The 12,282-nt window shown below is 53.9% G+C and carries 14 protein-coding genes; 11 read left to right on the top strand and 3 right to left on the bottom strand.

Translation table 11 applies throughout. The features are described from left to right. The first annotated feature begins 191 nt into the window (after positions 1 to 191). From EYC98_RS06680 to EYC98_RS06635, 10 genes are all read left to right on the top strand, one after another. Complete coding sequence (locus tag EYC98_RS06680; RefSeq protein WP_279244539.1) at positions 192 to 983, top strand: DUF3450 domain-containing protein; 792 nt, start codon at positions 192 to 194, stop codon at positions 981 to 983. Next, entirely contained in the window at positions 980 to 2,347 is a 1,368-nt protein-coding gene (locus tag EYC98_RS06675) for a MotA/TolQ/ExbB proton channel family protein (RefSeq protein ID WP_279244538.1), read from the top strand. The genes EYC98_RS06680 and EYC98_RS06675 overlap by 4 nt, the downstream gene beginning before the upstream one ends. After that, complete coding sequence (locus tag EYC98_RS06670) at positions 2,347 to 2,886, top strand: MotA/TolQ/ExbB proton channel family protein (RefSeq protein ID WP_279244891.1); 540 nt, start codon at positions 2,347 to 2,349, stop codon at positions 2,884 to 2,886. The genes EYC98_RS06675 and EYC98_RS06670 overlap by 1 nt, the downstream gene beginning before the upstream one ends. Continuing rightward, entirely contained in the window at positions 2,879 to 3,286 is a 408-nt protein-coding gene (locus EYC98_RS06665; protein ID WP_279244537.1) for an ExbD/TolR family protein, read from the top strand. The genes EYC98_RS06670 and EYC98_RS06665 overlap by 8 nt, the downstream gene beginning before the upstream one ends. Further along, a complete protein-coding gene (locus EYC98_RS06660) occupies positions 3,276 to 3,959 on the top strand; it encodes an energy transducer TonB (protein ID WP_279244536.1) in 684 nt (227 codons plus the stop codon). Before EYC98_RS06665 ends, EYC98_RS06660 begins: the two co-directional genes overlap by 11 nt. Before the next feature lies 1 nt (position 3,960). Then, complete coding sequence (locus EYC98_RS06655; RefSeq protein WP_279244535.1) at positions 3,961 to 5,208, top strand: tetratricopeptide repeat protein; 1,248 nt, start codon at positions 3,961 to 3,963, stop codon at positions 5,206 to 5,208. A gap of 100 nt (positions 5,209 to 5,308) precedes the next feature. Next, on the top strand, positions 5,309 to 5,938 hold the full coding sequence (gene trhA, locus EYC98_RS06650) for a PAQR family membrane homeostasis protein TrhA (RefSeq protein WP_279244534.1): 630 nt from the start codon (positions 5,309 to 5,311) through the stop codon (positions 5,936 to 5,938). A 163-nt stretch (positions 5,939 to 6,101) separates the two neighbouring features. Next, on the top strand, positions 6,102 to 6,608 hold the full coding sequence (locus EYC98_RS06645) for a hypothetical protein (RefSeq protein ID WP_279244533.1): 507 nt from the start codon (positions 6,102 to 6,104) through the stop codon (positions 6,606 to 6,608). 48 nt (positions 6,609 to 6,656) lie between these two features. Then, complete coding sequence (locus EYC98_RS06640; protein WP_279244532.1) at positions 6,657 to 7,985, top strand: esterase/lipase family protein; 1,329 nt, start codon at positions 6,657 to 6,659, stop codon at positions 7,983 to 7,985. Between the two features lie 140 nt (positions 7,986 to 8,125). Further along, a complete protein-coding gene (locus EYC98_RS06635; protein WP_279244531.1) occupies positions 8,126 to 8,791 on the top strand; it encodes a PaaI family thioesterase in 666 nt (221 codons plus the stop codon). Between the two features lie 88 nt (positions 8,792 to 8,879). On the opposite strand, the gene EYC98_RS06630 is transcribed toward EYC98_RS06635, so the two are convergent. The 3 genes from EYC98_RS06630 to EYC98_RS06620 all read right to left on the bottom strand — a co-directional run bounded on the left by EYC98_RS06630 (position 8,880) and on the right by EYC98_RS06620 (position 11,139). Further along, positions 8,880 to 10,031, bottom strand: coding sequence for a redoxin family protein (locus EYC98_RS06630; RefSeq protein ID WP_279244530.1), 1,152 nt, complete (start codon positions 10,029 to 10,031; stop codon positions 8,880 to 8,882). Between the two features lie 84 nt (positions 10,032 to 10,115). Then, positions 10,116 to 10,598, bottom strand: coding sequence for a CDP-archaeol synthase (locus EYC98_RS06625; protein WP_279244529.1), 483 nt, complete (start codon positions 10,596 to 10,598; stop codon positions 10,116 to 10,118). A gap of 4 nt (positions 10,599 to 10,602) precedes the next feature. Next, entirely contained in the window at positions 10,603 to 11,139 is a 537-nt protein-coding gene (locus EYC98_RS06620) for a CDP-alcohol phosphatidyltransferase family protein (protein ID WP_279244528.1), read from the bottom strand. Between the two features lie 174 nt (positions 11,140 to 11,313). Here EYC98_RS06620 and EYC98_RS06615 point away from each other — a divergent pair, with 174 nt between their 5' ends. Then, complete coding sequence (locus EYC98_RS06615; protein ID WP_279244527.1) at positions 11,314 to 12,240, top strand: diacylglycerol/lipid kinase family protein; 927 nt, start codon at positions 11,314 to 11,316, stop codon at positions 12,238 to 12,240. Positions 12,241 to 12,282 lie beyond the last annotated feature (42 nt).

Here is a 12,282-nt window from a genome sequence, read left to right as displayed (position 1 = left end):
ACGCTGGTGCCGCCATGATGCGCATCAAAGAAATTTGAATACGCACTTAACCGACGCGTATTATCAGTCATTCCACCCGTCTGTTCGTCTGGCTTTGATGTGCATCAACGCAGGCTACATCCGTGTGTTTATGATACTGGGCGTGTCTAATCAATAAGTGTGGGTTACGTAAAGCCCGCCAGGTGGTCTTTATGATGAGCAGGTTCAGGAAGTATTCTGCGGGTTTTTTATTACTCATACTTATCCCCCAGACACTCGTTGCCCAGCAACAAGGCGCTGAACAAGTAAAGCAGCTTGAAAGCGATGGCATCGAGCGCACTGAGCAAGGTCGCGATACCCAGCAACAGGTTGATGCCATGCACGGCAGAAGCCGTAATCTGGTCGATGAGTACTATACCCATCTAAAGCTGGTTGAAGGCCTGCAGCTTTACAACACAATGCTAGGCAAACAGCTGACCAGCCAGCGGGAGGAGATTGAGTTACTGCGGTCTTCTATTTCTGAGGTGGCGGTAGTTTCTCGGCAAATTCTTCCACTGATGGCCAGGATGGTCGATGGGCTGGAACAGTTTATAGAACTGGATGTGCCCTTTCTGTTAACAGAGCGACGCCATCGGGTGGCCAAGCTGCGCGGCTTAATGTTGCGCGCAGATGTGACTGTGGCAGAAAAAGTACGGCGGGTTATGGAGGCCTATCAGGTAGAAAATGATTACGGACGTACCATAGAGGCCTATAAAGCAAAACTTCAGCTCCAAGACGCCAGCTTCGACGCAGATTTTCTCCGCATCGGTCGCGTAGGCCTGCTCTACCGCACCATAGGCAGCGACGAGGTGGGGTACTGGGATAGTAAACAGAATACATGGGAGCCGCTTGCCAATTCACCCTGGCTGCGGCATATCGAGCAGGGCCTTAGGGTAGCGCGTCAAGAAGTCGCGCCCGAGATGATTTCCATTGCGCTTGATCCGACTCAGGAGATAGTCCGATGAGAATTTTTTTCACAGGATTGCTACTCATAGCAACGGCGTTCGGTGCATCAGCTCAGCAAACTTCAGAAACTCTAACACTGGACGGCTTACTGGAAGCAGTGCGCGAAGGAAGAGTGATTGAGAAAAAGGAGAACACTCAACGGCTCAAGCGTTTTCGTCAGGAAGAAAGCAGCCGGCAGGAAATGTTGGATAATATTATTACTGAGCAAACGCGGCAAGAAACGCTCAGCAAGCAGCAAGAAACCGAGTTTGACGTTAATGAAGAAGAAATTGCCGAGCTGGAAGAAAAGCTTGGCGAACGCATGGGGTCGCTGAAAGAATTGTTTGGCGTACTCCAGCAGGTTGCAAGTGATAGCCAGGCGCAGTTCCATGGCTCTTTGACACAGCTGGACTACCCCGAACGTAATACCTTCCTGGTCGATTTCGCGGGCCGCATGGGTCAAGCCAATCGCTTGCCAGCACTGGCAGAGATTGAAAAAGTCTGGTTTGAGCTGCAGCAGGAGATGGTGGAGTCCGGCCGCATTGTTACGAGCACCCGCAATATTATTGACCGCTCCGGACAAGAGGTGGAGGCTCAGGTCACCCGCGTAGGATTGTTCAATGTGGTTGCTGACGGCAAGTACCTGCAATACATCCCTGAAACCGGCCGCTTGGTAGAGTTTGCCAGACAGCCCGATTCTCGTTATCTGCAGGGCCCCAAAGCATTGGCCGCCAACGATTCCGGGGCATTTGTTTTTGCGATCGATCCTGTGCGAGGACAGCTTCTGGCAATCCTGACGCAGGCCCCGAACCTTTCGGAACGCATAGGTCAGGGCGGGGTCATTGGCTACATCATCATAGGTCTAGGAATTTTCGGCGTCTTGCTTGCTGTATCGCGTTTCGTCATCCTCATGCTGGAGTCGCAGCGCATTCGAAAGCAGTTGGGCGAACTTTCCAGCCCCCGTGACGACAATGCGTTGGGGCGAATATTGCTCGCCTATAAGTCACTGACCAGGCTTAACGTAGAGACGCTGGAATTGAAGATGGGAGAGTCGGTGCTCAAGGAAGTCCCGCGCATCACTCGCTATTTATCGCTGCTGAAAATAATAGCCGCGGTAGCACCGCTACTGGGGCTGTTAGGTACTGTCACTGGCATGATTGTCACCTTTCAGGCGATCACTCTGTTTGGTGCTGGTGACCCCAGACTTATGGCCGGCGGGATATCCCAGGCACTGATTACAACCGTATTGGGTCTGAGTGTGGCGATACCGGTTCTATTGCTACACAACGTGGTGCAAAGCCGGGCCCGTTCAATTACCGATATCTTGCAGCATGAGGCAGTGGCTGTGGTGGCTCACCAGGCTGAGCAGGCGCAGCAGCAGTGATGGTATTCATCGACACGGTGCTGCCATGGCTGGGCGACCTGTTAGCGATGGGTGGCAATATCCTCGCACTGATACTTATTATGGCGATGCTGATTTGGTCGCTTCTGTGTGAGCGGATCTATTACCTTTACTTTCTCTACCCAGAACAATTACGGAGCGCAGTCCGGCTATGGGAAGCTCGCGAAGACAAGGTCAGCTGGTACGCGCTGCAATACCGCGAGCATTTGCGGCACCGCATCAACGCAGACTTAAATCGCAGTTTTGGGCTGATCTCGACCATCATCAAGATCTGCCCCCTCTTGGGCTTACTGGGTACGGTAGCCGGTATGCTCGAAGTATTTGACGCGCTGGCAGCCACCGGCACCAACAATCCACGCTCGATGGCCGCTGGGGTCTCCAAAGCAACAGTCTCAACCTTGGCTGGCATGGTGGTAGCAATCTTTGGACTACTGGGTTCCAGATTCACTGAAAACCGTGCCGTAGCTGAACGCAGCGCGCTACCGGCGCGACTAGCCTACTTGGGAGTCGAAGATGCGTGATTTTTTAAAGAGTCCAATCGAGGAAGAAGAAAGCTCGATCGATATCACGCCGATGCTCGACGTGGTATTTATCATGCTGATTTTTTTCATCGTTACGGCCACTTTTATCAAAGAAGCTGGGATCGACGTCGACAAGCCCTCGGCGGCCACCGCGGTGCTACAGGAAAAGGCCAGTATTCTTGTGGCAATCGATGCCGATAATAACGTCTGGATAAATCGCCGACAGGTCGATATTCGATCGGTGCGCTCTATCGTTGAAAGATTGCATGCTGAGAACCCCAAAGGAACACTGGTGATCCAGGCCGACAAAGAGTCCAAGAACGATACGCTGGTACAGGTTATGGATGCCTCGCGTCGCGCCGGTATCTATGACATAGCACTTGCCGCCAATGACTCCTGAGCCAGACAGTATTGCCGCAATGGAGTCTGCACTGCGCATCCGCCACGATGCCCGCTATTTCGCACGACTGTTGTTACAAATTCTGTTTGGCACCGGCGCCGCGCTAGCGCTGGCCTGGTTTATGCAGTACCTGATTCAGTCATCCGACCTGCGCATGGAAAGCGCCAATCGTTTGCTGATGCTGGACTTCGTGCGCATAAAGCGCGACGAGCAGGTAGAGCGTAAACGGCGCACCCCCGACCGCCCCCAACTCAGCAAAGCGCCTGATATACCGCCGCTAAAACCGAGCACAGCAGATACCAGTGGCCAGTCGCTTCAGGTATCGGCTATGCCTGCCAACGTAGATATCGGCATAGACAACAACAGTAATGGCTTTGGCGCCGGCGAAGGCGACTATCTACCGATTGTCAAAGTCGCACCAATTTATCCGCGTTCGGCAATGATGAAAGGCGTGAGCGGCGAATGCCTTGTGCGCTATACCGTGACTACCTCGGGGACGGTGAAGGATGTAGAAGTGGTGCAGGACGAATGCACTGATGCCATGTTTCATCGGGCCTCTATCGAGGCAGCCAAACGCTTCAAATACAAACCGCGTGTGATTGGTGGTGCCGCCATCGAGGTTAGGGGTGTCTACAACATGTTCTACTACAATGTCGTTGACAAGGCGAAATAGCATGCCAGTCGCAAAAGCAGCTGCTATCTGTCTCTGGGTATTGATATGGCTGATTCCGCAAGCCGCGGTAGCGGAGAAATCCTCCGGCATGACCAAGGCAACCTACGACAGAATAGCCGCAGTACAAGAACTCTTTGAAGAAGACGAGTGGGACACAGCGATCGAAAAGCTAGAGGCGATTACCACAGGAAGAGTCAGCAGCTACGAGCGGGCACACGCCTTCAATATGCTGGGGTTCGCCTGGTATCAGCTGGATAACCTGGACCGCGCTATGGAATCTTACCGTAGCGCTCTGGCACAGGAGGACATACCGGTATCGCAAACCCGCTGGCTGCTGACAACGATTAGCCAGGTTGCGCTAATGGCAGAAGATTATGTCGCTGCTGAACGCTACGCCATGGATCTGGTAGAGCTGAAATACGAGTTACCGCCAGAAGCGGCATCCTGGGTTGTGCTGGCGCAAGCGCGTATCGGTCAGGAGAACTATGCCGGAGCACTGTCGCCGATGCTCACGGCCATTGCCACAGAGCGCGATGCCGGTAACAAACCCCGTGAAGAGTGGCTGCTACTGCTTTCGTCAATTTACTATATGGACGAGAGCTTTGAGCCAATGCGCGACGTGCTATACGAATTAGTGGCTCTGTACCCTAAAGAAAAATATCTCATCAATCTTGCCGCGTTGCACGGCGAGTTAGGTGATTCAGAAAAGCAACTGGCGCTGGTAGAGGCTCTACTCGACGACGAAGGCCTGCAGAGAAGTCAGCACAGGCTGTCACTGGTCAACCTGTTCTTTGCTAATGGTCTACCTTACAAGGCCGCAAAACTCTTACAGCAAGAAATCGATTCGGAACGTATAGAAGCCAACAAACGCAATCTGGAGCTTCTATCCCAAGCCTGGTATATGTCGGGTGAGAAAGATCGAGCAATTCCACCGTTGGAACAGGCCGCCGCGATATCAAAAGAAGGGGAGCTGCATATGCGGGTGGCGCGACTATACATGGATGATTATAACTGGCAAGGCGCTGAGATCGCTGCGCAAAAAGCAGTCGACATAAGCAGCGGCGAACAACTGGGGGAAGCTTTGCTCTTGCTGGGAATGGCAATGGTCAATGCGAAAAACCTGGAGCCGGCAAAGCCAGTACTAGCCCGCGCCGCAGAGCACGAGAACGTGGCAGAATGGGCCAGTCAATGGCTAAACTTTGTTGCTACTGAGCAACGACGCATAGCTGCTATGCAGGCCATGCATTGAGGGTATAATCCTGTACTCGGCCACATAGGCTCGCCAGTGAAAGGCGAAGCACTCAGAATTCCGTATGAGGCCGCCGTCCGCAGCAGGAGTAAACCCCTCAATGTACTACGGTGAAAGACTCAACAGTATTAGCCATCTGGTAGGAGCTGTTTTTGCGCTGATCGCATTTGGCGCTCTGCTGACAGCGGGAATACAGACGAATGACCCGATGGTCATTGTCGGATTCACCACATTCGGCCTGACTATGGTGTTGCTGTATACCATGTCGACGCTCTACCACAGCTCCAGAGCACCCAGACTAAAAAATGTCTTCAAGCTACTGGACCATATCTCCATCTACCTACTGATAGCAGGTAGCTACACGCCTTTTATGCTGGTGAGCATGTACGACAGCGATGGCATCAAGATTCTGACTCTGGTATGGACATTAGCTATTATCGGCATCAGTTCTGAGATATTTTTGTCCGGGCGCGTTGTCAAAGTCAGCCAAATTATTATCTACCTTGGCATGGGTTGGGCCTGCTCTCTGGAATTCGCCAGCCTGAGGAGCGCCCTCCCCGAGGCGGGTTTTTGGTGGCTGGTCGCTGGTGGCATCGCCTACACCACCGGTGTCGTTTTCTATGTATTGGACAAAGCCAATTGGCTCGATCACGCCCACGGCATCTGGCACTTTTTTGTACTGGCCGGTTCCCTCTGCCACTTTGTAGCTGTCATTGGCTATGTCCGCTAGCTGAGTTTCCTGCGCCAGACTAACGCAAGCAGCGGCCACACACTCCCACGGCGCGTGTTTTCAGAGATAATTAGTGTAATACATTAATTGACTTTTGTATTACATTGTAATTAACTTAGCGCTTAACACCAACATGATTGGTGTATGCACCGGGGAGTACATCATGGCCAAAGAATCCGAGCCCACAAAGCGCAAGCGCCAACAAACCAAAGACCGCGTATTGCAGGCGCGCATCCCTGAGCAGCTCGATGAAGAGCTGCGGGATCGCGCGGAGGAACTCGGCCTGTCCGTTTCCACCATCGTGCGTAATGTGCTGTTGAACACCTTTGAACTGGTGGAAGGCGTTGTCATCGACAGCACACACATTGCAAGAGCACTCACCGGCAGAGGTGAGGCAACAGCTGCACCTGACGCAGAAGCGACCGTCATTGGCTGGCAAGAAGTAACACTCAACCAGAATGGTATATGCGATGACTGCAACGCCATTCTTCCTATGGGCGAGCGCGCAGCAATAGGCGTGCCAACCGGCCCACGCGCCGTTCTGCTATGCACCAGTTGTCTGACTAGATTCACATCTGCAGCCGCAGCCGCCGCTAAACCAGCAACCAAGAAACCTGCAAAGAAGCGAGTATCCAAACCGGCACCTGCTGGCAGCAAGAAAGGCGCATGACACATTTTCGCTGCATCCATCCGCCGCGATGACTCAGGAGATAGCACCATGGAAACTGGAAAAACGATCAGAGGCAGCACCAAACTTGCGTTTGACTTTGCTCATGGCGTGACAAACATTGCCGAGGGCATGTATCGCAACATCGCAGCAACACCGTTACCGCTGGGCGAAGAACCCGAAGGGCGCGCGCAGGGCATTGCAGGCCTGGTACATGAGTCAATCAGACGGGTCATTCGTACCACCAGCGGTACTGCTGACTGGATACTGGAGCGGCTGGCGCCAGACCTGGATCGTACACTGCCAGCAGGCCCGCACCGCGAAGCAATAATTGCAGCCTTGAACGGTGTTTGTGGAGATCACCTGGCTAACAGCGGCAACCCACTCGCCATACCGATGCAGCTTCGGATGCTATTGCCTCCGCTGGAACAATCAAAAGAAACCGCGGACAGCAACTGCCTGGCCGACGAGCAAGCGCCGAAGCAGGAGCAGACCAAAGCCAGTCTTTTTGAAGTAGAGAAACGCTCTATAGAGATCCACCCGCAACCCAACGCACTAACAGACGATGCCTTTAACCCCACTGGCAAACTTTTGATACTGGTGCACGGCTTGAGCATGAATGAACGCGAATGGACCTCGCATCAACACAACCATGCCGAGGCACTGGCTGAAAACAGCGACTACACGCCGGTTTACGCGCTCTACAACTCGGGCCGCAACATCTCAACCAATGGACGCGAGCTATGCGACCAGCTGACGGCTCTGCTGAGCAAATGGCCAGTACCGGTTAATTCGATCAGCGTCATTGGATTTAGCATGGGCGGGCTGCTCACCCGCAGCGCCATGCATATTGCACAGGAAGAAGAACACCCCTGGCTGGCCAAGGTCGATAAAGCAGTTTACGTAGGCACACCACATCATGGCGCGGTAATGGAGCGTGGCGGCTACTGGCTGCAGAAGAGCTTGACCTACAGCCCTTACAGCGCACCACTGGCGGCACTGGGGCGGGTGCGCAGCAAGGGCATCACCGACCTTCGTCACGGCAACGTGCAGGATGATGACTGGCAGCACCACGATGAGCACGCCGACAATGGCGACGTGCGTCGACCTACGCCTTTACCTGATGACATAAAGCACTATGCAATCGCGGCGACGTTGTCCAAAGTCTCCGGCGACCGTATTGGGAAATTGCTAGGCGATGGACTGGTACACCCCTCCAGCGCAACCGGCAGGCATAAACAACCAGAATTGCAGCTGCAGTTCCCTGAGGGGCATACAAAGATTTTCTACGACCTGGGGCATTTGGCCATGCTCCGAGACCAGCGAGTCATGCGACAGCTTGAGGAATGGCTTAACCCTGAAGCAGACTCTGAGGCCTAAGCTCGCCGCCAATGCTCTCGCGAAAGAATGTGGCAGGGCTTCCCAAGCGAACCAGTAGTGCGGCCCTGCGGGGTTTGCCCTACAGCGTTTATTACGCGACCATAACGATCTCTTAACTCTACACGGCCGGTATACGCAGCATGAGCGACGCCACACACATCAGCCAACTCGAGCAACTCAATACCGATGCCTCGCAATTGATCGAGCACCTGCGCAGCTCCCACGCGCCGGTTGAAGTCATAGCAGAAGCCAGCGCCCATATACAAAAGGCGCTGCAAGTACTGGCCCCCAGCCTGCAGCAGGGTGAGGGTTGGTCGACAATTTCGATCGCCAGCGATGTGCCGGGCATTGCCTGGCAAGACGATGATTTAACGGCCTGCATGCCCTACAGCCCGATATCAGGTAGGCGCAATCCCGTAGCACCGCCGGTGCGCCTTTGGAAGCATGCTGCAAGGGAAGTCGCCGGTGAGGTGATTTTCTCCCCGACCTACGCCGGGCCACCCGATTCAGTGCATGGCGGCATAATCGCTGCGGTGTTCGATGAACTACTCGCCATGGCCAACGTAATCACGGGCCGCGCAGGCTTTACCGCTACACTGACCATTCGCTACCGGCGTAAGACACCACTCAATACGCCAATAGAGCTGTGGGGCATCAATGAGGTCAACGAAGGCCGCCGTCAAGTGAGCCGCGCCGAGTTTCGTGTTAATGGGGAAGTTACTGCAAGCGCAGAAGGTGTCTTTATCTGCAAGGATGAACTCAACGAGCCACCAAAAGAAGGTGAAGACAAGTTCACCATAGGTTAGCAACCCTTCCAACAAGGTTCACAGCTACAGCTCCAGCTATTGCGATGATCCCCGCCGCTAAACGGCGGGCCTCAGCTGACGTGAAAACCTATTCGGCAGGTTCAGGCTCAATATCCATAGGTCGATAGTAGTCTTTACCCTGACTCATGTACTCGCCCATCAGGTTCATGAAACTCTCGCCAGCTGAACCCTCTTCCGTCAAGGTGAGATTTTGTCGAATGAAGTTGACGCTATCCGGGTTCAACGCTCTAGCCATTTCCCAGTAGTGCTCAGCCTTATCACTCTGACCATGCTCGCGGAACAGATTGGCAAGCCGGAAGGCTGCATCTGCGCGCAGCTGATCGGGAGTGTGCTGCCGAATATTACTGGTCACTGCCTCGGCAGATTGCACGTGAACACTAGCGGCTCCCTTCGCAATCCAATCCTTCAGCGCCGGCGAATACACGTCCGTGCCAAAAGATATCTTCTGCTCGCCCTCACCAATCTCATGTAACTGAGAATAGGTACCCTCATCTATGCGAACGATTTTACCTTCCTCATCTATCCACGCAGCCGAGGGCACGTTAACAAAGTTAAAGGCGCTGCTAATGATATGGTCCTGATCCACCACCTGAATATAGGTTGGGTTGGCCGCGTCAAAAATTGGACCTGCAACTGCTTCGCCGCCAGTGTCCTGGGCAGCACAAATCAGTACGAAATCCGGATCGTTTATCTCTTCATATATACGTTGCCACACGGGCACGTCCAGGAAGCAGCCTCACCAGGATGACCAGGTTACTATCAGCGCCTTCTTACCCTTAAGGTCAGCCAGGCTCACCACCTGCCCTGCGCGATCGGTAACCGTAAAGTCTGGCGCCATCGCATCGACCATCATGCCCTCGCGCTTGGCGGGAATGTCAGCAAAGCTCCAGACTCTGGCAGCAGTATCGGCAACATAGGGCTGGCCCAGCAAATCTGCAAAGGCAGTCAGATCAAACCAACGCGCACCATCTTGCTCAACCACCAGAGATTCACCCACAGGAATGCACAAGTCTTCGTAGCACGCGCCCTCAGGCTTGAGCGTAAACCCATTAATTTCGGGCAAATCCTCAGGCCTGATCAACAGACCATCGCCTGCACCCACATGGCTGAGGGTAACTGTTCGACCCTGGCACAACACTGTCGCGCTGCCTTCGGGGTGCACTGGCTTATATTCGAACGGATGCCGCTGTTCGGGGTATGCCATCATAGCTTCAGCCATGCTCACTCTCCAATCGCTTCATTGCCTCTATCCTAACGTTATATGGGATGCAGATATACCCTTGCCAGGGCCGAATTCAGTCGGCTAGAAAGGTCTGCGGCGAATACCCAATATATAAAAAAGCGGTGACGTAGTGAGTTCAAGCACGAAGAACGCCGCCACGATCAGTGCCATCGCCAGCCAACTGTAATCAAACCATACCAGGCCAACGAGCAACGGCAGCAGCGCTTCTGGTATCTGGTCAAGACCGAGAAACTGTGTGCTTGAGGCGCGCCCCAGCCTGCGTTTGATGAAACTGGACAATAAATCCCCGCACATTGAGCCTGCGCCCAGAGCAAGGCCGGCCAGGAGGGGCAAACCCAACAGCAGCGCCGCCGCTGCGGACAGCATCAAAGCCGCCACCAGACCACGCCAGGTCTTGGAGGATCCGAAGAGCGGGAAGCCATCGCCAAGCACAAGCCCGCCATCCACCGGCCGGTTAAATCGATTACTCATGACTTTATGAGCGATCACCGGCGCTATATTTGCAGCACAAATCAACAGCAGAAGCTTTAGCTCCAGCGGCAACGGCTCACTCCTTTAACACTGCAGCACTGGCACGCGCGCGCGCCGCCCAGGTGAAAACGTAATGCCCACCACTGGCAGCAGCCAGAATGATTACCGACCACTGAGCGAATTCAAGAAAAGTCTGCGCAACCAGCGGGGTCAGTTGTGAAATCAATACCAGTATCGCGAAGACTATCTGCAGCAGCGTACTGAGCTTACCCAACAAGCTGGGCTCAGCCTCATAGGCACCATACAAAAAGTGATAGGTCACTGCGCCGATAACTATGACGAGATCTCGCAGCACAACAGTGGCCGCCACCCACCAGGGTAATTGGCCGACGACAGCCAGACTGACAAAGATGCAACCCAACAACAGCTTGTCCGCCAGCGGGTCAACGATACCACCGTAGCGGCTTGTGGCATCCAGCTTCCGTGCTATCCACCCATCCACGCCATCAGTAAAACCGGCAAATGCCGCAACCCATAATACCAGCCCGTAGTTCCCTTCCAGTATTAGCCAGCTAATAGGAAGCGCCAACATCAGTCGCAATGTTGTCAACATATTGGGTATCTGTTTGATGAGCATAATCATCATTTGCCGACAATTTTCACCTAATTGGGCCGCGATTGGTATAGCTTATATAACGCAGCAAAGATGGGCTTAACAGAAACTTTGGCGCCTGGCTTAAGCGCGGTCTAGACTGTAGACATCGACCATGTTGTAGCAAGCCTGTAGATGCCAGATACGGAATTCTGTTTCATTATCAACCCTGCTGCCAGCGGTGGCGGGGGTAATCGTCACTGGTCGTTACTGCAAGAGCTTTTAGACGCCGCCAAGGTCAGGTACTGCTATCACGTGAGCCAGCAAAAGGGCCACTGTGCCGAACTGACGCGCAACGCGCTGCAAGGTGGGCAAAGAAATTTTGTCGCGGTTGGTGGTGACGGCACTGCAAATGAGGTGTTGAATGGCATTTTCAAGGAAATATCGCTCGACAGGCAAGAAGTTACACTGAGCGTCGTTCCCTGGGGCACCGGCAATGACTGGGCCAGTTATTATGGCTTTTCTGCGCGACCAGAAGCCTGCATAGATGTTCTCCGGTCGGGTGTAACCTTGAAGCAGGACATAGGCAAGGTCAGCTACACCAATGCCAGCGGCCAACCCGCAAACCACTTCTTTCTCAACTGCGCCGGTACCGGCTTCGATAGCTTCCTGCTTGAGAAGATGGGTGGCGGCGGTGGCCGACGCTTGCGCTACTTACTGTACCTACTAAAGTGCCTCGTCAGTTACCGAGCAACCCCCCTGCGCATTGACATAGACGGGGATGAACTGGAATACCTGACCACCTTGCTTGAAGTATGCATCGGTGACAGAGCGGGGGCAGGCATGCGGTTTGCACCGCGGGCAAGCGCTGATGATGGTCTTTTTGAAGTGCTGTTAATTGACAAGCTGAGCACGGCGCAGCTGATCCGCAGCCTGACCTATATCTACAACGGTAGAATCGATGAACATCCTGCGGCGCGACGCTGGAGAAGCCCGCGGCTTGCAGTGGCTGCCCACGCTGAGCAATTTTTCCACTGTGATGGCGAGCTGGTCGGACGTCTGCCGATCAGGCTTGAGATTCTGCCACGCGCCGTCAGCATCATGATTCCCAGCGCAAGCTAATCTATTCACTGGCCTAGCATCATCGACGCCACCTGAAACCCG

It is taken from the genome of Candidatus Litorirhabdus singularis (assembly GCF_026262625.1).
Lineage (GTDB): Bacteria > Pseudomonadota > Gammaproteobacteria > Pseudomonadales > Halieaceae > Litorirhabdus > Litorirhabdus singularis.
Note: the sequence above shows the minus strand (reverse complement) of the source record. Positions and strands in the feature narration are given on the sequence as shown.

Coding starts and splice junctions, on each gene's coding strand:
- EYC98_RS06680 (WP_279244539.1), top strand. CDS start 192: ATGATGAGCAGGTTCAGGAAGTATTCTGCGGGTTTTTTATTACTCATA.
- EYC98_RS06675 (WP_279244538.1), top strand. CDS start 980: ATGAGAATTTTTTTCACAGGATTGCTACTCATAGCAACGGCGTTCGGT.
- EYC98_RS06670 (WP_279244891.1), top strand. CDS start 2,347: ATGGTATTCATCGACACGGTGCTGCCATGGCTGGGCGACCTGTTAGCG.
- EYC98_RS06665 (WP_279244537.1), top strand. CDS start 2,879: ATGCGTGATTTTTTAAAGAGTCCAATCGAGGAAGAAGAAAGCTCGATC.
- EYC98_RS06660 (WP_279244536.1), top strand. CDS start 3,276: ATGACTCCTGAGCCAGACAGTATTGCCGCAATGGAGTCTGCACTGCGC.
- EYC98_RS06655 (WP_279244535.1), top strand. CDS start 3,961: ATGCCAGTCGCAAAAGCAGCTGCTATCTGTCTCTGGGTATTGATATGG.
- trhA (WP_279244534.1), top strand. CDS start 5,309: ATGTACTACGGTGAAAGACTCAACAGTATTAGCCATCTGGTAGGAGCT.
- EYC98_RS06645 (WP_279244533.1), top strand. CDS start 6,102: ATGGCCAAAGAATCCGAGCCCACAAAGCGCAAGCGCCAACAAACCAAA.
- EYC98_RS06640 (WP_279244532.1), top strand. CDS start 6,657: ATGGAAACTGGAAAAACGATCAGAGGCAGCACCAAACTTGCGTTTGAC.
- EYC98_RS06635 (WP_279244531.1), top strand. CDS start 8,126: ATGAGCGACGCCACACACATCAGCCAACTCGAGCAACTCAATACCGAT.
- EYC98_RS06620 (WP_279244528.1), bottom strand. CDS start 11,139: ATGTTGACAACATTGCGACTGATGTTGGCGCTTCCTATTAGCTGGCTA.
- EYC98_RS06615 (WP_279244527.1), top strand. CDS start 11,314: ATGCCAGATACGGAATTCTGTTTCATTATCAACCCTGCTGCCAGCGGT.